The sequence below is a fragment of the Phytobacter diazotrophicus genome (assembly GCF_052061655.1).
GTDB lineage: Bacteria > Pseudomonadota > Gammaproteobacteria > Enterobacterales > Enterobacteriaceae > Phytobacter > Phytobacter diazotrophicus.
Genome location: NZ_CM125428.1, coordinates 2,786,371 through 2,804,687, shown reverse-complemented (window position 1 = coordinate 2,804,687; position 18,317 = coordinate 2,786,371). Strand labels below are relative to the sequence as shown.

The window sequence follows — 18,317 nt, the reverse complement described above, 5'->3', positions numbered from 1 at the left end:
ATGCCAACTGCGTATTTACCCACTTACCCGGCCTGGCGTGTTCACAGGCGTCAGGCTGGGGCGGGTGGCGGTAGAGAGAGTTACGTATTCGTCACTAACGCATCAATGGCACCAATAACCAGTGATCGTGCACTGCTCAGATTACATACAAAATATCTATTGCTTAATTTCTTTTTATCCACACTTGTTATTCCAGGCGTATTAAGAAATAACGTCTGAAAATCAATATTCACTAATGGTGTAGCCGAATGATGATGGCTGGTTAATTGATTTCGAAAACTTAATGGCAGAATTAAGCGCGTTGATAAATCATCATAATAATCATGCTGTATCACCATAATATAGGGTTGTAACGTATTCGTTCTTTCCGACGGATTCAGATAAACATCAAATTGGAAGCACCTTAGATCCCCCCAAAGAAGGGATCATCAGACAGTAAGCCCGCTTTAGCCGTAAAATCATTCATGGCACGCATGAAGGCTTTGTCCCGTTTACGCTGTTCCTTACGCTCTTCGACGGTTAAGGCCGGACGGGGCGACGTAACTGTCAGAAGCTCTTTGATAGGGTTGTCGTGTTGTGAATGAGATTTCATCTTCGCCTCCTTGTGAATGATAGCTGCATTATCAATCCCCCCGTATAAAAAACAATACTGAACCCCCTGGTAATTCCCTTACTGCGAGAACAATTCCAGAAAAAAGAAACAGATGTAATAAAGGAAACTGCATCGGCAGTGGTAACCGATGCAGTAAGGCAATTATTCAGAACGGTTCGGGAATAATACGGAAAGGATAATGGGTGGGCTTAACTTTACCTATTTTGCGTTTCGGGAACTCCACCGGATCGTCCGGAATATCCTCATAAGGGATCTGCGTTAGCAGGTGGGTAATGATATTCAGCCGTACACGTTTTTTGTCTTCGGAGCGGGCGACAAACCACGGTGCCCATGAGGTATCGGAGGCTTCGAACATCGCGTCTCGCGCAACGGTGTAATCATCCCAGCGGTCGAAGGATTTGATATCCATGGGGGATAGCTTCCAGGTCTTGCGGCCATCGTTCACGCGATCGCGCAGACGGCGTTCTTGCTCTTCCGGCGTCACCTCAAGCCAGTATTTCAACAAGATAATGCCGGACTCAACCATCGCGCGCTCCATCATCGGGACGCTTTCCAGAAATTTATCTACTTGTTCCATTGTGCAAAAACCCATCACGCGTTCAACCCCGGCGCGGTTGTACCAGCTACGGTCAAAGATAACAATTTCACCTGCCGCCGGCAGATAGGGAACGTAACGCTGCAGATAAAGCTGGCTTTTTTCGCGCTCAGTGGGTGCGGGCAGGGCGACAACGCGGAAGATACGTGGACTGACGCGTTCAGTAATGGCTTTAATGGTGCCGCCTTTGCCCGCGCCATCACGCCCCTCAAAGACGATGCAGACTTTGAGCCCTTTGCTGACAACCCAGCGCTGAAGTTTTACCAGTTCAACGTGAAGCCGACGTAACTCTTTCTCATATTCCTTGTTTTTAAGCGGCGCCGCAGGAGGTGCGTCAGCGATGGTGCTGATGTTTTTCTTCTTTCCCATGACTCTCTTCCTCTTTCAAATAAATAACGAGACGCCTAAGAAGTGTAATGGTCGGTTCAGATGCGCGCGAAAATTACTCGTGTCATTGTATTTCAGGGGCTTCCGATATATCGCATAGGGTATGAAAACATTCACAGCCTGAGCTGAATGTATGGATGAATATGCCAGCAGGAGAGTTTGAACTGGTTCACACTTAACGAATGGTCGATAATGCTTGTTGCATTCTATTAACATGTGGTTGTGGTATGAAAAAGACGATTTTTTCGTTAGCACTGGGCACTTTTGGCCTTGGCATGGCGGAATTTGGCATTATGGGGGTGCTGACCGAACTGGCGAAAGATGTGGGGATCTCCATTCCGTCGGCGGGCAATATGATCTCCTTTTATGCTTTTGGCGTGGTGATCGGCGCGCCGATTATCGCCGTGTTCTCCAGCCGTTTTTCCTTGAAAACCATTCTGTTGTTCCTGGTCGCCATGTGCGCGGTGGGGAATACAATTTTTACCTTTTCATCGTCATATACCATGCTGGCCATCGGCAGGCTGGTGTCGGGATTCCCTCACGGCGCGTTTTTCGGCGTTGGGGCGATTATTCTGTCTAAAATTGCTCCGCCGGGAAAAGTGACACTGGCCGTTGCGGGTATGGTCGCCGGGATGACGGTGGCTAACCTTGCGGGTGTACCGCTGGGAACCTGGCTTGGTCATGCCTTTAGCTGGCGCTACACCTTTATGCTGATTGCGCTGTTTAATTTGCTGGTGCTCGTTTCCATTCTCCTCTGGGTACCCCAACTTTTTGATAAATCCGAAACCCGTTTTACCGAACAGTTTCGCTTTCTGAAAAAGCCAGAGCCGTGGTTTATCTTCGCCGCTACCATGTTTGGCAACGCGGGCGTCTTCGCCTGGTTCAGCTTTGTGAAGCCATTTATGCTGAACGTGTCCGGCTTTTCGGAAATGTTCATGACGGTCATCATGATGCTAATGGGGCTGGGAATGGTGTTGGGTAATCTGTTAAGCGGCAGATTGTCCGGGCGATATAGCCCGCTGCGCATCGCAGCCACCACCGACCTGGTGATTGTACTGTCTTTGCTGCTGCTGTTTGCCTTCGGCGAAAACAAAGTTGCCTCTTTAACGATGGGTTTTATCTGCTGCGCGGGTCTGTTCGCTCTGGCGGCACCGCTACAAATTCTGCTGTTACAGAATGCCAAAGGCGGTGAATTACTGGGTGCGGCAGGGGGGCAAATTGCTTTTAACCTCGGCAGTGCCATCGGCGCTTATTTTGGCGGACTGATGATCACGCTCGGTCTGAGCTGGGATTACGTCACGTTGCCCGCCGCAATCCTTTCGTTCTCGGCCATGTCAGCACTGCTTATGTACGGGCGGGTAAAGGCGAAGCGGGTTCGTGCTGACGTTAGCGCACTGGCCTGAATAAATATCCTCCGGCATAGCCGGAGGTTTTTCAGATGCGCCTGTAAGGCTCTGTTACCAGCCGCGCCCTAACAGGCGCATACGATCTGACATTTGCATCAAACTTCCTTACTTACGGCCCGTAAACGGGCTGCCCGGATAAGGGATCGACAACTGCTCACCCATTTTATCCTCTTCAAGCTGGTGCTTTATGTATTCCTGTATCTTCGCTGTGTTCTTCCCTACCGTATCCACGTAGTATCCCCGACACCAGAACTCCCTGTTCCTGTATTTGAATTTCAGATCTCCAAACTGCTCATAAAGCATCAGACTGCTTTTCCCTTTCAGATATCCCATAAAGCCGGATACGCTCATTTTGGGCGGGATTTCCACAAGCATATGGATATGATCTGCACAGCATTCAGCTTCCAGGATCCGTACGTTTTTCCACTCACACAGCTTTCTTAAAATGCTGCCTATCGCCAGACGTTTCTCTCCGTAGAACGCCTGTCTTCGGTATTTCGGCGCAAAAACTATGTGATATTTACAGTTCCATCGGGTGTGCGCTAAGCTCTTTTCGTCCCCCATCGGGACCCCCTTTTGATTTCTTGTTGAACTTTTGCAGTTGCCAGACCGCAAGCTGTTTTAACAAATCAAAAGGGGTTTTAATAACTGGCTTAAAGCTGAAAGCTTTCCGGAACCCCCAGCCTAGCTGGGGGTTTTCTATAGACAAAAAAAACGCTCTCAAGGGAGCGTTTTTCGTCACATCAACAATTAATCGCGCAGCCACGGCGTAATGCTTAAGCCCACCAGTATGCCTTCCGGGCTGAGAAAGCGGGTGATGCTTTGTCCCCAGGGCTCAAGGCGGTTATCCACGAGCAGGGCGTAGCCTTTTTCGCGCAGCACACGGGTTGCGCTGTCAAGATCGGCGACTTCGAACTCAATCCAGCTTTGCGGCGCGGGAATATCGGCAGGCCATGCTTCTGTGCCAAAGCAGGACTGTGCCGCCTGATACAACGGCCAGAGTGCAAAATGTTTTGCGCCGTCAAGCGCGCCATGTTCGGCTAACAGGTAATCTTCATTGCCCTCCATGGGCTTAATGGGAAGACCTAACGCCTCCTGGTAAAGTGCTTTACTGTCGCCCACGTTGCGTGGGACTGGGCCAAAACCTGCAATAAACAACACATCCAGGCCACGGGTCGAAATATCCATATCTGTTTCACCTCAGTCGGTATGCGGAAAAATATCAATAAGACAGCGCACGTATAACGGCATGCAAAAAAATATGCGGTTATGCGGGGCCATTTTTAGCGCTTACATTGCTTTTTACAACAGATAACGCCTCTCTCGCCATGAGAAAAAACAGGCGCAAAAGCGCCTGTTTAGGTAGGTGTCTTACATCAGTAACCGGTTGATTCTGGCTATCTCCTCTCGCCACTGCGCCTGTAGCAACGGTTTTTGATGCGCCGATTTACGCGCCAGATCCTGCTCAAGGCGGGTTTCCAGCGCAATTAACTGCTCCAGTAGCGCATCGCTTTCATCAACCAGCTCCGTTGATGTCGCTTTTGCTGTCACCGGCGTCTCGTCTTCCTGTTGTTCCTGGCGCAGACGGTCATACACCACCTCGACGTCGTGCCATTCGCTAAACTGCCCCTGTTCAACCAGCCAGAAGCGGTTACAGCTCTGGCCAATCAGCTCACGATCGTGGCTGACCAGCAGTACACCGCCTGAGTACTGTTGCAGCGTTTGCATCAGTGCCTCTTTACCGCTCATATCCAGATGGTTAGTCGGTTCATCGAGCATCAGCAGGTTGTAGCGTGCCAGCGACAGGCCAACAAACAGCAGCCGGGAGCGCTCGCCGCCGCTGAGCGTTGCCACTTTTTGTCCGTGACGAGCCCAGGCAAACCCGGCGCTGATCAACGTCATTTTGCGCAATTCCGCCGACGGCGCGAACGGCTCCAGCGCGTCCAGAAGCGTCGCGTCATCGGGCAGTTGCTCCAACGTCTGATCATAGTACCCGGCATGCAGACGTGGATGAACCGCCATCCCAGGAGCCGCGATATCACCGGTCAGTTGACGCCAGATAAGCCGAAGCAGGGAGGACTTCCCACAGCCGTTTTGCCCGATAATGGCAATTCGGTCGCCGGTTTTCACGCGCGCCAGCGGCACGGAAAAGAGCGCTGGTAAACCCGGCGCGGCGATGACGGGGAGATGTTCCATCTCCAGCAAACGGTCGGCAATCAGCGGTTCGCCCTGGAGGGTTAAACGCCACAGACTTCCTGCCGTCAGTTGCGTCTGGCTCTCTTTCAGGCGTTCTACCTGCTTTTCCATTTGCTTTGCTTTGCGCGACAGATCTTCATTGTCGTAAACACGCCCCCAGGTCGCCAGCCGTTTGGCGCTGCTGGTAACCCGGTCGATCTCTTTTTGCTCTGCTTTGTGGCGCAATGCATCGCTGGCATCCCGCTCCTGCAGCGCCTGACGCGCGGCAGAGCAGGGAAGAGCGAAGTAATGCAGCCGGTTATCGCGAAGGATCCAGGTGCCATTGGTCACGGCATCCAGTAGCGCCCGGTCGTGAGAAACCAGCACAAAGCTACCAGACCAGCGCTGCAGGAATCGCTCCAGCCAGAGCATGGTTGGCAGATCGAGATGGTTACTGGGCTCATCCAAGAGCAATAAATCAGGATCGGTGATTAACGCGCGGGCCAACAATAGCCGGGTATGTTGCCCGCCACTGAGGGTTGCCGCAGGTAGGGCTATCTCATCTTCACTGAGTCCCATTCCGGCTAACAGCGCTTGCGCACGCCAGCGCTGAACGTCACGTTCGCCCGGCGCAAGTCGGGCCAGCACGGCGTCAAGCAGGGTGAGATCCAGCAGCGTGTCGGGCAGATGTTGCTCAACGCGCGCCATCAGGCAGTGATTCGCCACTGAAACGCTGCCCGCAGAGGGCAAAAGGGTGCCATCAAGAACTTTCAATAGCGTACTTTTGCCGCAGCCGTTGTCGCCAATGAGACCAAGCCGGTCGCCTTGTTTCAGGGTAAAGGAGATATCAGAAAATAACGGACCAAATGCCGTTTCAACACGTAATGATTGTGCAGACAGTAATGTGCTCATTGCTTACTCAAGAGTTACAGGCATAGGCATGCCTCGTCAAACATCGCTGACGATAACCCGGTAAGCCCGAGGAAGGGTGTTAGTTAGCTTCGCTCAAGCCGAAGTTATCGCAGCACGATACCGATAACGCTTGAGCTGGTGCGATCACCAAAGGCATGTGAAACGAGAAAACGTTCACAGTACGACATAATTATCCTCCTTTTATTTATCCGGTTAATGGGTAGCAGCAGTGTAGCGAGGTTTTACCGAGGATGCCAGCATCGGCGTCATGGGCATTTACAGTTTTTTTATGCCGGTAAATTCCCTTTTTACAGGCTCTTTATGCCGCTTATTTTATGCTGCTTTCATCGCCGCAAGGCCTTAATGAAAGAAACCCATGAACTCACTGATGAACTTTACCTCACTCAAAAATATGCGCTCTCTTTTCCCGTTTACGGCAACATCCTCTGCGGTTGTTGCCCTCATGGATGTATCAAAGAAGAGGCTCGAAAGTGATTTTGCGAAAGAAGTTCACCACTATCTGGCGCGTTACCCGGATACCCGCCACGTTGATATTTATTTGACCGACACGCACGGTATATTCCGTGGAAAACGCATTGCCATCGCTGCATTAGACGCACTGGCACAAGGATGTTATTTCCCGCAGTCTGTTTATACCATGGACAAAAAAGGCCATGTCATCAGCCGGGGAGAAAATGATAATGCAGAAGATGAGCCCGATAATCTCTGTATGCCCGTCCCCGGAACATTGCGTCCCTGCGCTCAGGATCCCAGTCATCATGCACAATTATTACTGATGATGCGCAATCAAGAAGGCGGCGGCTTTGAGTACGATCCGCGCGCTATTCTCGAAAACGTCCTCGCGAAATTTCATTACCACGGTTTATTCCCGGTTATCGCGCCGGAAATTGAATTTTATCTCATCGATCCGCACCAACAACATCAGCAGGAAGCCGGCTGTTTTCATTTGTCACTGTCGGCCGCAAAGACGGCTTTTGTTGAAGAACTGGAAGCGATGGCCGCCGCACAAAACTTGCCGTTATCGGGTATTGTCTGTGAGGCAGAGCCCGGGCAGTTTGAACTGAATTTGCACCACTCCCGCGATGTGGTCGCGCTGTGCGAAAACGTTCTGGCACTTCGCAAATTAACCTCTGCCGTAGCGGAAAAGTTGGGTTTGCAGGCAAATTTCATGGCAAAACCCTTCTCTGCACTCGCGGGTAATGGCTTGCATTTTCATATCAGCCTTAACAATGTCCATGGCGAGAATATCTTTGCTTCCGATGAGGGTGAACTCAATGAGATGACCCGCCTGTGCCTGGCCGGATTGCTCCGGCTTATGCCGGCATCAATGGCCATCATGGCTCCGGGCGTGAATGGATTCAGGCGCTTACGTAAGGGGATTGATACACCGATCTTCAATGCCTGGGGCTTTAACAAGCGCTCCGCCGCACTGCGGATACCGTGTTCAGGTCATGCGGCCAGGCGTATTGAATATCGACTGGCCGGTGCCGATGCTAATCCCTATCTGGTTATGGCGACAGTACTGATCGGTATGCTGTATGGTCTGGAACAGGTTAACGATACCGAGCTGCCGGATATTCTCAATAACGCGCCAGTGCTACCACTTTTTCAACAGGATGCCCTCACTCTCTTCGCCCAATGCGACTATCTCAACGCAGCGCTGGGCGCTGAATTTTCCCGTTACTGGTTCCATAGCCGATTGATGGAGTTAAGCGCTTTTGAAGGCATTGTGACGGCCGAAGAAACGCATTTCCCGTCATGACGCAGTGCATTCTTGTGAACAGGTGGTAGTGAAGAGGCGTGACCGGAAAAGACAAAATAGCGGCGGATAAGAGGAAAGAAACCCGGCAACATCGCGCTGCCGGGTGAGTCATCAGATAGAGGTTCGACGATAGTTGCGATATTCCGGCAACCAGAAGTTATCGTCAATCGCCTGCAACAGCGCCTCTTCGGACGTTTTCACAGCAACACCTTCTTGTTGGGCGACTTTTGCCACCGCGAAGGCAATTGCGCGGGAAACGATATGGATATCTTTCAGCTCCGGTAAGACCAATCCTTCACCGTTAATGACCAGAGGAGAGTATTTCGCCAGTGTCTCACTGGCGGACATCAGCATATCGTCGGTAATGCGCGATGCGCCGGAGGCAATCACACCCAGACCGATACCCGGGAAGATATAGGAGTTGTTGCACTGTGCAATAGGCCAGGTTTTCTCGTTCCAGGTTACCGGCGTGAATGGGCTACCTGTGGCGACCAGCGCCATACCGTTCGTCCAACTGATAATGTCCTGCGGTGTCGCCTCAACGCGCGAGGTCGGGTTTGACAACGGCATGACGATCGGACGCGGGCAATGCTTGTGCATTTCACGGATGATCTCTTCCGTAAACAGCCCCGGCTGGCCGGAAACGCCAATCAGAATATCCGGCTTAACGTTACGCACTACGTCGAGCAGCGACAGCGCATCGGTCTGCGCATCCCAGTTCTGCAGATTTTCGCGCTTTTGTACCAGCTTGTTCTGGAACGGAAGCAGGTTCGGCATCTGGTCGGTGAGCAGGCCAAAGCGATCCACCATGTAGACTTTCTGACGGGCATCGGCTTCGCTTAACCCTTCACGCTGGGTCTGAGCAATAATCTGCTCGGCAATACCGCACCCGGCAGAGCCCGCGCCGAGGAAGACAATCTTCTGGTTGCTGAGCTGGCTACCCGCCGCGCGGCTGGCAGCGATCAGCGTACCGACCGTCACGGCGGCGGTTCCCTGAATATCATCATTGAAGCAGCAGATTTCATTGCGGTAGCGATTAAGCAATGGCATCGCGTTTTTCTGGGCAAAATCTTCGAATTGCAGCAGCACATTCGGCCAGCGATGTTTCACCGCCTGGATAAATTCATCAACAAACGCGGTGTACTCATCGCCGGTAATACGCGGATGGCGCGAGCCCATATACAGCGGGTCGTTAAGCAATTGTTGATTGTTGGTACCGACATCAAGGACCACGGGCAGGGTGTAGGCCGGACTGATACCACCACAAGAGGTATAAAGGGAGAGTTTACCAATAGGAATGCCCATACCGCCGATCCCCTGGTCACCCAGACCGAGAATACGTTCACCGTCAGTGACCACAATCACTTTGATGTTATGGTTCGGCACATTTTGCAGTATGTCATCCATACTGCCGCGGTCTTGCAAGGAGATAAACACACCGCGCGCGCGACGGTAGATTTCCGAGAAACGTTCACACGCCCAGCCTACGGTCGGGGTATAAATGACCGGCATCATCTCATCGAGATGGTTCTCGACCAGACGATAAAAGAGGGTTTCGTTGGTGTCCTGGATATTTCGCAGGTAAATGTGCTTGTCGATATCCGTCTTAAAGCCCTGGTACTGTAACCAGGCGCGTTCAGCCTGTTCTTCAATGGTTTCCACCACGGCTGGCAACAGCCCCAGCAGGTTGAAGTGGCTTCTCTCTTCTACACTAAATGCGCTGCCTTTATTGAGTAGCGGGAACTCAAGTAATACAGGCCCGGCATAGGGAATATACAGCGATCGGTTTTTATTATGCTTCGTATGCATTTTACAGCTCCTAAGTCGACGATTCCGGCGCGAATGCCTGTTCGCGCGGGTACAGCGGCGCGCGCCAGTATAAAGCATACATATGGTAAATACTTCTTGTTCACGCGATTTGGGAGATGAATTTTACGAGGTGTAATGCCACCCCAGGCGGGGCGGCATGAAAGGGGAGATGTACGTTATTCAACGCGACGATGACGACCAGAACGGTGCGTCACGGTCACTTCCTGATCGTCCTTATTCACCACTTTCCTGATATTAGAGACTTTGTAATCCAGCCCCATAATATGACGTGCCTGACGGTTCGATTTCATGCTTACTCCTTAATCCAGTTGATGTTTCAAGGACAAGCCCGGCGCGATGACCGGGCGAAATATAACCTGATGCAGTGCGACAACACGGTTGCCGCAAAAGTGATGGTCCCCTAATCCGCCAGCGAGTGCAATGACCGATGCCCGCTTTCGGAACAGTCCTGCTGCGGTTAATGGGCGACAAAAAGCCAGCTCAGATCGCCGCCCAACCGGGTGCTGTGCAGCGGGCGCAGGGCGGCAATTCGCTGCTTTGTCCGGGCATCGCAGGTTTGCAGCGCACACCAGCCCTCAAGCCAGGCAATACTGGAGGCCTGCTGAGTAAAAGCGCTGTCCTGGGGGATACCGGTCTTACGGGTGAACACATCCGGATTGTCGAACCCGGACAAAATGCGCCGGGCCAGTCGCTGCAACGCGTTATCATTTTCCGCCGTCACCTCAACACCATTACTGCGCGCGAACAGGGCAATCATCACCAGCGGCTGAATGGCATAGTTGTGATAGGAAAAGGCGCGCTGCTTGCGGCGCAGTTCATTGGGTAAGAAACCCTCGCTATCCACCTGGTTTGCGGCGGTGCGGTACATTGCCAGTGACTGATCAAAGAGATCGCGTCGGTCGGTGACAACCGCCGTCGCCATAATCGCCCAGGCCGCCCAGTAGCTGTGGTTGTTAACGCGTTTTAATGGCAGGTCACGCCAGTCCGCCACGGTCAAATCGGCCAGATGACTGAGCCAGTGTTCAACGTCGGCTGCTTTTTGCTGCTGTCGGTCTAACGGATGCGCAGGGGAGAATTTCAACTGCAGCCAGGAGGATGAGAGCGTTGCCAGTGCCCATTTTCGCATCGATTTCCCGGTGTGGTTTTTGGCAACAGCGGTTAATGCGCCGGCACGAGCCCAGGTCTCCAGGCCATTGACCACGCAATCTGCCCGCGCCGGGTTGCCATCGCGGGCGAATCCCGTCACGACCTGGCTGACCACTTTTTCCAGTTCAGTGATCGCCTTTGTCTGCTCATGGAATGCCTGGTCGGCTTGTGGATTCAGCGTGGCGCGAGCGCTGTCCGATCCCTCATATTTACTGGTGAAATCTAATGCCCCGGTAAAGGGGGGCGGAAAGGAAGGGCAGGTAAAACGGGAAGCAGCATGGTGTTGCGGTGGTTGCTGGTAACCTGCCGGGGGTTGCAGACTGGCCCCGGCAGATGTCGCCGTGACGGCGGCAATAACCAAACACAACCTTCTGACCAAAGCGAACATGGGTAACCTTGCGCGTCAGCATAGTGAGACACTGACTATAGCATGGTCATGAAATAATTAGCCTTCGCTACTCCCGAACACATGCACGGCGCGATGCAGACGCGCTGCGCGCTCAGAGAGATTTTCTGCCGCAATGGTCACGTTTTCCACCATGCTGGTGTTGTTGTGCGTCATCACCCCGACGCGGGAAACGGATTTATTGATCAGCTCCAGGGCCTGCGTCTGTTCATGCGTTGCGGTGCCAATCTCTTTGATCATCGTCGACATCGTCATGACGTTATCAATCATCGCCGTCAGGTGGGTTTCGGTGTTCTCCACCATCTCAACGCCGTTTTTGACATTTGCCACGTTCTGTTCGATAAGTGCCTGAATCTCCCGCGCTGCCGAGGCCGAGTGCTGCGCCAGGTTGCGAACTTCCGCCGCAACGACCGCAAAACCACGCCCTGCTTCGCCTGCTCGCGCCGCTTCTACCGCGGCGTTCAGCGCCAGAATATTCGTCTGGAAGGCGATGCTGTCAATCACGCCGATGATATCGACGATTTTGCTGTTATCCTGGGAAACGGCCTGCATCATCGAGATTGTTTTCTTCATGATAGCGCCGCTGTTTGTCGCACTGACGCTGGTTTCATCTGCGCGGGTCATCGCCTCAGCGGCGGTTTCAGCGGTCTGCCTTACCGCGCTGGCAATCTCCTCAACAGCCGCGGCAGTCTGGTGCAGGTCCGCAGAGGTTTCTTCTGTGCGTTTTTGCAGGGACTCGCCTTCTTCGGTAATGCGCAGGCTAATGTCACGAATGCCATTGATCTGCGCGGAGACATCACCGACCAGTGAATTGAGGTTAAGACCTGACTGATTGACCAGGCGCATCAGTAAACCAATTTCATCCACGCGATTAAAATGGCGATAATCGGCTTTACGCCCGGAGACCACTTTTTGCATCTGGGAGAGGATAACTTTCAACGGACGACAAATTTGCGCCTGTAAATAAACCGACAACAGGGCCATTATTCCGATTGTCGTACCGACTTTTTCCACCAGATTAAAGGGGGCAAATTGCATCGCCACGAATAATGCGGCAGCGATAAAAAGGCCAAAGTTAGCCCGCCGCGTTACACTCATGCGCTGGAAAATGGATAAAAAAGAGAGCAGGCCACGTCGTACTACCAGGCCTTTATAAAAACGATGTCCGCCTAATTTATTATCATTGACTAACTGGTAAAGTTTTTCACTGGCGGTAATTTCCTCGCGCGCTGGAATATTACGCACTGAAATATAACCAGTAAGTTGCCCTTGTTGATAAACAGGAGTGACGTTTGCACGAACCCAATAATGGTCGCCATTCTGACGGCGGTTTTTCACCATGCCGGTCCAGCTATCGCCTTGCTGAATGGTAAACCACAGATCGCCAAACGCGGCGGGGGGCATATCCGGGTGACGAATAAGATTGTGAGGTTCACCGACAAGTTGGTCCTCAGTAAATCCGCTGGCGTCTATAAATGCTGTGTTTGCATAAGTTATATGGCTATGCGTATTCGTTGTCGAAAGCAATGTCGTACCTTCGTTAAGCAAATACTCTCTCTGTGTAACAGGAGTGTTACGCTTCATAAATAACCCCACAATGAACTGCGTACAATAAACAGGATTTTTTCTGTCGGTGAAGGTGTTTTTTTTATTAACCCGACAGAGAGTTTTTTTGTTATTACCTGCACATTTTCCACGAACAGCCATACAACTGAAAGTAGCTGCGATAAATATTTTTTAAGCCATGCTTACGGTAATTTATTTAAATATTGTTATGATTTTGCAAAAGAAAAATGTCATGATGTTTTTCACCAGGATGAAAAACAAGACTTAATGCAAATTAAAGGCGGGAAATACAGGAAAGCATAGAAAATAAGCGATCAAAAATAGAAACATTAACATAGCAGACTAATATATTCGCAAAACTGTAATATTTTTGTCATTATCAGATCAAAATCTTCTGGTGGATATATAGTACATACTAAAGTGTAGCTAAAAGTCTGCTGGTGAGCGGTTAAAATGTTTATCTGTAGGTTAGGCAGTTTCTCAAGGTGGGTGGGCTAGTCCACGATAACAGGCACAGAAAAGGCTTTAATCAGTGAACGGAATTTGAGCTTCCTTGTTACACTATTACCATTGCGTCTATTCATGCAGTTTTTGTGTGGATATTTTTTTGAGGGAAGTACTCAGTGTTAGCGACTTTGATCTATCGTAGCCGGCTTAATTATGCGTTGGATCCTTCGCAACTGGCTGGGCTTGTACAGCAGGCAAGCCTACGGAATACGGCACTGCAGGTGACGGGTGTGTTGCTGTTTGATGGCAGACAGTTTTTACAGGTACTGGAAGGCCCCATCTCTGCAGTCAACGCGGTTTTTGAACGTATCAACAAAGATGTTCGTCATGCACACGTCGTAGAGCTGATGCGTGATTTTGCGCCACATCGCCGCTTCCTTGACCAGGGGCTGGTACTGTTTGACCTGAGAAATACCAGACCGAGCGCAGTACTGCGCATGGTGATTAAATTTGGCAGATTAAAATACCACCTTGCGCGCAATGATCGCGTCTATAAATTTATTCGCAATTTTGTCGCGTCACCGCTTCCGTCAAAACACGTTTTAAATTACCCCGCTGAACGCTGGCGATTGAATACCACACTTCCGCCATTTGAGCTGGCGAACGTTCCCATACTACATAATCAACCCTGTCAGTTTGCGTTTCAGCCCATTGTTGACCCCGCGCGCGGCAATATATCCTCACTCGAAGCGTTAATCCGTGGGCCGGATGGTGGAAGCCCGCAGGACTATTTTTCAACCATTCCCGAACATAAATTGCACGAGGCGGACCTGGCGTCAAAAGGCTGGGCACTGGCGATGGCGCGCCGTCTGGGGATTGGAAATCACAAGGTGGCCATCAACTTGTTGCCGATGTCACTGGTAAAGATACCCGGCGCCGTGAACATTTTGTTGGATCACATTAAACGCAATCAACTCGATCCTGAGCAGGTCATTGTTGAGGTGACAGAGGATGAGATGATTTCCAGCTATGACGAATTTACCTCCGCTATTCGTCAGTTACGTGCGGCGGGAATTGGCCTGGCGATCGACGATTTTGGTTCCGGGTTTGCAGGATTGTCTCTGCTTGCCAAGTTTCAGCCGGACAAACTCAAGATTGACCGCAGCATCGTCACCGATATCCATATGCACGGCCCGAAGCAGGCTATCGTCAAAGCGATTATCGATTGCTGTGCTGAGATGCAAATTACCGTAGTGGCCGAAGGCGTGGAGAAAGTGGAAGAGTGGTGCTGGCTGGAAGCCGCCGGGATTGAGCGTTTTCAGGGTTTCCTGTTTGCCCGCCCGATACTCAACGGTGTCTCATCTATTAACTGGCCGCAACGCATAAAACGTTAAGCGGGGGCGACATAAAGAGACGGGAGAATACGATCAGGTCATTCTCGTTTTTATGTCGCCAGTGTCATCTTAATGGCTGAATAGCCAACGCGAAGCAGCGCCGGATATATCCTTTTAATAACGTCATCTAACAGGTTTTATTTCATTATAAGAAGACACTTCACTCGCTGATGATAGCGCGAGACATCTCAGTTCATCCTTATCGCAACATGATTTTGCTTATAAATCATCGTATTTTCATGCTTAACTTAAAGAACGGGATGTGAAGCACGGGGAAAAAATGAACATCAATAAACATATTTCAGGCGCACTGGCTCTGGATTCCTCCCTTGGACGTAGCATCACTTTTTTCATGACCGCATTATTACTGGCGGGGGTGATGACCAGTAGCTGGACGCTGACCCGCTCCTGGAATCGTGCCGTCGAGGATATGGAACGTAATGCTATCAACTTGTCCGTTTCCCAGGCGCGTCAGGCAGAAGATACCGTTTTACAAACAGAGCTGGCGCTGCGTGATATTCGCCGGACCATACCGGCAGACAGTATTTCGACATTAGATGCCGGTCGCTTCGATGTGCTGTTAGCTGAGCTGAAAGAGCGCTTGCCGCAACTGCACGGATTGTTCATCTATGATGCGCAGGGAAATATGAAAGCCACGGCGCTTGGCCGGCTCCCGATGGTCACCAACAGCAGCGACCGCGAATATTTTAACTATCATCAGCGTAACGGGCATAACAACATTCATATCGGACGGGTAATTTCGAGCCGTTCAACAGGCGATCTGGTGATTCCCGTATCCATGCGCATCAGCGATTCCGCAGGCGGTTTTGCCGGCGTAGTGCTCGCCACCATCCGGGTAGATTACTTCCGTCACTTTTACAGCTATTTCGAACTGGAAAACCGGGATCTGCTGGCCTTAATGATCACTGACGGTACGGCGCTGTATGTCCGTCCTTTCCCGGATGATGTCATTAACCGCAACCTTTCAGCGAGCCCGCTCTTCACCCGTGAACTGGCGAAAAAAGATCGCGGTAATGCAACCTGGGTTTCGGCGCTGGATCACGTCGAGCGCATCTATGGCTTTGCGCGCCTTGAACGTTATCCGCTGGTCGTGGCCGCCGGTTATGACAAACCGGCACTCTGGTCACGCTGGCTGAAGGACAGTTTGCCGGACCTGGTGCTTAATGCCATGTTGCTGCTCGGCACCTTACTCATGGGAATTATCGTTTTTCGCCAGGTGCGAATGAATGTGCGTAATCAGACCGAACTGGCGGAACTGCGTGATGAGCTGACCAGCATCAACCACACGTTGCAACTGATGGCGCTGGCCGATGGTTTAACCGGGCTTGCCAACCGCCGTCAGTTCGATCTGTTTTTGAGTCAAAGCCTGAAAGCCTCTTCATTGAGTAAAAAGCCGGTTTCACTGGTGATGCTCGATATCGACTTTTTTAAACGCTATAACGACTTCTATGGCCATGTGGCGGGCGATAACTGCCTGCGCGCGGTGGGCGAAGTCATCCAGAAGCTCAAACTGCGTAATTCCGATTTGATTGCCCGATACGGGGGCGAAGAGTTTGCGATCATTCTGCCGGATACCGGGCCAGAAGCCGCGCTGTTTGTTGCTCGTCAGGCGGTGACGGCGGTGCGCAGCGCAAGAATTCCGCACGTCGAATCGGGGGCTACAAACAAAGTCGTCACCATCAGTGCGGGCTGTTTTTCCCTGATCGGCAGCGGTAATGAAGATGACGCGAATCGCCTGAAAGAGGGGGCTGATAAGGCGCTGTATATGGCAAAAATTCAGGGCAGGGACCGGGCGCTTGCCAACCCGGAGGCCCTCTAAAGATTACAGGCTGGCCAGCGTCTTGGTGAGGTAATGGCGCTGGATGCCTTTTTCCGGAAAGTCATCCAGCGTCATCTGCAGTACATAACCCTGCTTTTGGTAAAACGCTAATGCCTGAAAGCTGAACGTATCCACCAGTGATTGCTGGCAACCCTGTTTTACCGCCTCTTTCTCTGCGGCCTTTATCAGTTCTGTACCCAGCCCGCTACCGCGCAGGGTTTCGCTAACCCATAAATAGCTGATACACAGCCATTCGCTTTTACACGTGCCAATCAATCCGCCGGTCATTTTACCGTTTACATCACGACAAAAGACGCCAACAGGTCCCCATTCACGATTGCGGAGAAAGGGACGATTAAACTCCCGTAAACCGTCCAGTAACTCGTTTTGTTCTTGCTCAGTGACTTCCGTCGTTACGCGTAAAAACATAAGGCATCCTTTTTATGGTGTTACCAGTTGGGGCCGTATTGTAGAGCGCCGCCATTCTCTGAGAAACGGCGGCGCTTAAAAAATCAGTTGTTATACAAGATATCCTTTAGTGCGGGCTGGGCCTTGCCTGGTACAACCAACGTCCCACAACTGTCCGGTCGCGGTTTACCCGCCAGCACCGCCTGAACAAAGGTGAGTTCATCTGCAAACGCGGTATTCACAATGCCGTTATGGGTGATGCCCTGATAGGTTTTCCATTCAAGCGGGTTACCTGCCGCGCACAGTGCCGCCACGGCGGCATACTGGTGATAGGGCGACAGCGTGCGATCCGCCAGACCGGTCGCCAGAAACAGCGGTGCGGGAAAGCGTGCTGATGGCATATCCGTGACGGGTTTTAACACAGAGGTGATACGCTCGCTGCCGCCAATAAACGCATTGTTGGCATTCAGATGCAGACGGCGTTGAACATGCCCGAGTTCAGGCATGCAGGAAACCCTGGCCCGTGCCAGCAGCTTTGCCCCGTTGTCTGTCACCAGCGATTCAGGCGCTGGCGCATCATCCGCCAGCGAACCTCCGATCAGGCGTAACATTTCCAGGCGGGGTGGTGTGCCATGAATTCGCCCATCACCCGCCGCAACGGGGCCGTCAGGGAATGTCGCCACCAGACCGGTGGCAATGGTCGCCAGTAGTTTGAGTTCCGGCGCGTAGCCCGGGGCAATATAGCTTGCACCCAGTGAGGCCCCCGAGCCTTGTGATTGCCCGGTTATCACAAGGCGATTAGCGAGCTGCTGCGGGTGGGCCTGCAACGCCGCGCGGACGCTATCAAGCACTGAGCGTCCTTCGGCTTGCCAAATCAGATAAGGGTGCGGCCCCGGCCCGCCAAGCCCCTGATAATCCGTTGCGACGACGGCAAACCCCTGTTGCAACCATTTATTGATGTAACTCGCGTCGCGCGGTGCATGCCCTGTCCAGGAGGGGGCGCAGGTGTCAGCGACACCCAATGTGCCGTGTGCCCAGGCAACCAGCGGCCAGCCGCCTGATGGCGCTCTGCCTTGCGGAAAATAGAGCGTCCCGCTCACGGGGACAATACCGGCATCCCAGCGCACGTCGCGGGAGGTATAGAGGATGCGCCGTGATTGTGCCGCAGCGATCTCCGGCTGGTGTTTCATGGGCTCTTCACGCAGCATAACGCCGGGTTTATCGGGGAGCGCACCATTCCAGCGGTAAAACGGGGATAAATCCTGGTCGCCGACCTGCGGCCCGACGGGTAAAGCGGCAAGGCTAACCACTGGCACCAGTATGCTTAACACAAGCGCAAGTCGCAAAAGGGGATAATATCTCACGTGATGTTCTCCAGACCCGGCATCAGAAGGGCGACATAATCATTG

General features: G+C 52.1%; 16 protein-coding genes. 4 read left to right on the top strand and 12 right to left on the bottom strand.

The genetic code is table 11. The features are described from left to right. Nucleotides 1-80: 80 nt before the first annotated feature. The 3 genes from ACS0RQ_RS13760 to ppk2 all read right to left on the bottom strand — a co-directional run bounded on the left by ACS0RQ_RS13760 (nt 81) and on the right by ppk2 (nt 1,577). Nucleotides 81-338 carry a putative type II toxin-antitoxin system PemK/MazF family toxin gene (locus ACS0RQ_RS13760; RefSeq protein ID WP_499079321.1) on the bottom strand — a complete coding sequence of 86 codons (258 nt, stop codon included), beginning with the start codon at nt 336-338 and terminating at the stop codon, nt 81-83. A gap of 65 nt (nt 339-403) precedes the next feature. Then, nucleotides 404-592: a type II toxin-antitoxin system CcdA family antitoxin gene (locus tag ACS0RQ_RS13755; RefSeq protein ID WP_271850439.1), complete on the bottom strand. Its 189-nt coding sequence runs from the start codon at nt 590-592 to the stop codon at nt 404-406. A 166-nt stretch (nt 593-758) separates the two neighbouring features. Further along, nucleotides 759-1,577: a polyphosphate kinase 2 gene (gene ppk2, locus ACS0RQ_RS13750; protein ID WP_193796155.1), complete on the bottom strand. Its 819-nt coding sequence runs from the start codon at nt 1,575-1,577 to the stop codon at nt 759-761. A 245-nt stretch (nt 1,578-1,822) separates the two neighbouring features. Between ppk2 and araJ the strand changes: the two genes are divergently transcribed. Further along, nucleotides 1,823-2,998, top strand: a complete 1,176-nt coding sequence (gene araJ, locus ACS0RQ_RS13745) for an MFS transporter AraJ (RefSeq protein ID WP_039079049.1) — start codon at nt 1,823-1,825, stop codon at nt 2,996-2,998. A 108-nt stretch (nt 2,999-3,106) separates the two neighbouring features. Here the strand turns inward: araJ and tnpA are convergent, their stop codons facing one another. The 3 genes from tnpA to ACS0RQ_RS13730 all read right to left on the bottom strand — a co-directional run bounded on the left by tnpA (nt 3,107) and on the right by ACS0RQ_RS13730 (nt 6,088). After that, entirely contained in the window at nt 3,107-3,565 is a 459-nt protein-coding gene (tnpA, locus tag ACS0RQ_RS13740) for an IS200/IS605 family transposase (RefSeq protein WP_038918153.1), read from the bottom strand. 186 nt (nt 3,566-3,751) lie between these two features. Beyond that, complete coding sequence (locus ACS0RQ_RS13735; protein WP_271851561.1) at nt 3,752-4,189, bottom strand: VOC family protein; 438 nt, start codon at nt 4,187-4,189, stop codon at nt 3,752-3,754. 183 nt (nt 4,190-4,372) lie between these two features. Continuing rightward, nucleotides 4,373-6,088, bottom strand: coding sequence for an ABC-F family ATP-binding cassette domain-containing protein (locus tag ACS0RQ_RS13730; RefSeq protein WP_271851560.1), 1,716 nt, complete (start codon nt 6,086-6,088; stop codon nt 4,373-4,375). Nucleotides 6,089-6,464: 376 nt separating this feature from the next. Between ACS0RQ_RS13730 and ACS0RQ_RS13725 the strand changes: the two genes are divergently transcribed. Then, nucleotides 6,465-7,871: a glutamine synthetase family protein gene (locus ACS0RQ_RS13725; RefSeq protein ID WP_271851559.1), complete on the top strand. Its 1,407-nt coding sequence runs from the start codon at nt 6,465-6,467 to the stop codon at nt 7,869-7,871. Nucleotides 7,872-7,982: 111 nt separating this feature from the next. On the opposite strand, the gene ACS0RQ_RS13720 is transcribed toward ACS0RQ_RS13725, so the two are convergent. The 4 genes from ACS0RQ_RS13720 to ACS0RQ_RS13705 all read right to left on the bottom strand — a co-directional run bounded on the left by ACS0RQ_RS13720 (nt 7,983) and on the right by ACS0RQ_RS13705 (nt 12,837). Further along, nucleotides 7,983-9,680 (bottom strand): NAD-dependent malic enzyme, encoded by a 1,698-nt coding sequence (locus ACS0RQ_RS13720; protein ID WP_039079046.1) that lies wholly within the window; start codon nt 9,678-9,680, stop codon nt 7,983-7,985. A 176-nt stretch (nt 9,681-9,856) separates the two neighbouring features. Further along, on the bottom strand, nt 9,857-9,991 hold the full coding sequence (sra, locus tag ACS0RQ_RS13715; protein ID WP_039079045.1) for a stationary-phase-induced ribosome-associated protein: 135 nt from the start codon (nt 9,989-9,991) through the stop codon (nt 9,857-9,859). Between the two features lie 167 nt (nt 9,992-10,158). After that, complete coding sequence (locus ACS0RQ_RS13710; RefSeq protein WP_271851557.1) at nt 10,159-11,208, bottom strand: mannuronate-specific alginate lyase; 1,050 nt, start codon at nt 11,206-11,208, stop codon at nt 10,159-10,161. 84 nt (nt 11,209-11,292) lie between these two features. Beyond that, complete coding sequence (locus ACS0RQ_RS13705; RefSeq protein ID WP_271851556.1) at nt 11,293-12,837, bottom strand: methyl-accepting chemotaxis protein; 1,545 nt, start codon at nt 12,835-12,837, stop codon at nt 11,293-11,295. Nucleotides 12,838-13,442: 605 nt separating this feature from the next. Here ACS0RQ_RS13705 and ACS0RQ_RS13700 point away from each other — a divergent pair. Then, nucleotides 13,443-14,660 (top strand): diguanylate phosphodiesterase, encoded by a 1,218-nt coding sequence (locus ACS0RQ_RS13700; RefSeq protein ID WP_039079043.1) that lies wholly within the window; start codon nt 13,443-13,445, stop codon nt 14,658-14,660. 280 nt (nt 14,661-14,940) lie between these two features. Further along, a complete protein-coding gene (locus ACS0RQ_RS13695) occupies nt 14,941-16,500 on the top strand; it encodes a sensor domain-containing diguanylate cyclase (protein ID WP_103245617.1) in 1,560 nt (519 codons plus the stop codon). 3 nt (nt 16,501-16,503) lie between these two features. Here ACS0RQ_RS13695 and ACS0RQ_RS13690 read toward each other — a convergent pair whose 3' ends face one another. Next, on the bottom strand, nt 16,504-16,929 hold the full coding sequence (locus ACS0RQ_RS13690) for a GNAT family N-acetyltransferase (RefSeq protein ID WP_071194184.1): 426 nt from the start codon (nt 16,927-16,929) through the stop codon (nt 16,504-16,506). Between the two features lie 83 nt (nt 16,930-17,012). Next, nucleotides 17,013-18,272: a lipase family protein gene (locus ACS0RQ_RS13685; protein ID WP_271851554.1), complete on the bottom strand. Its 1,260-nt coding sequence runs from the start codon at nt 18,270-18,272 to the stop codon at nt 17,013-17,015. Between the last annotated feature and the right edge of the window lie 45 nt (nt 18,273-18,317).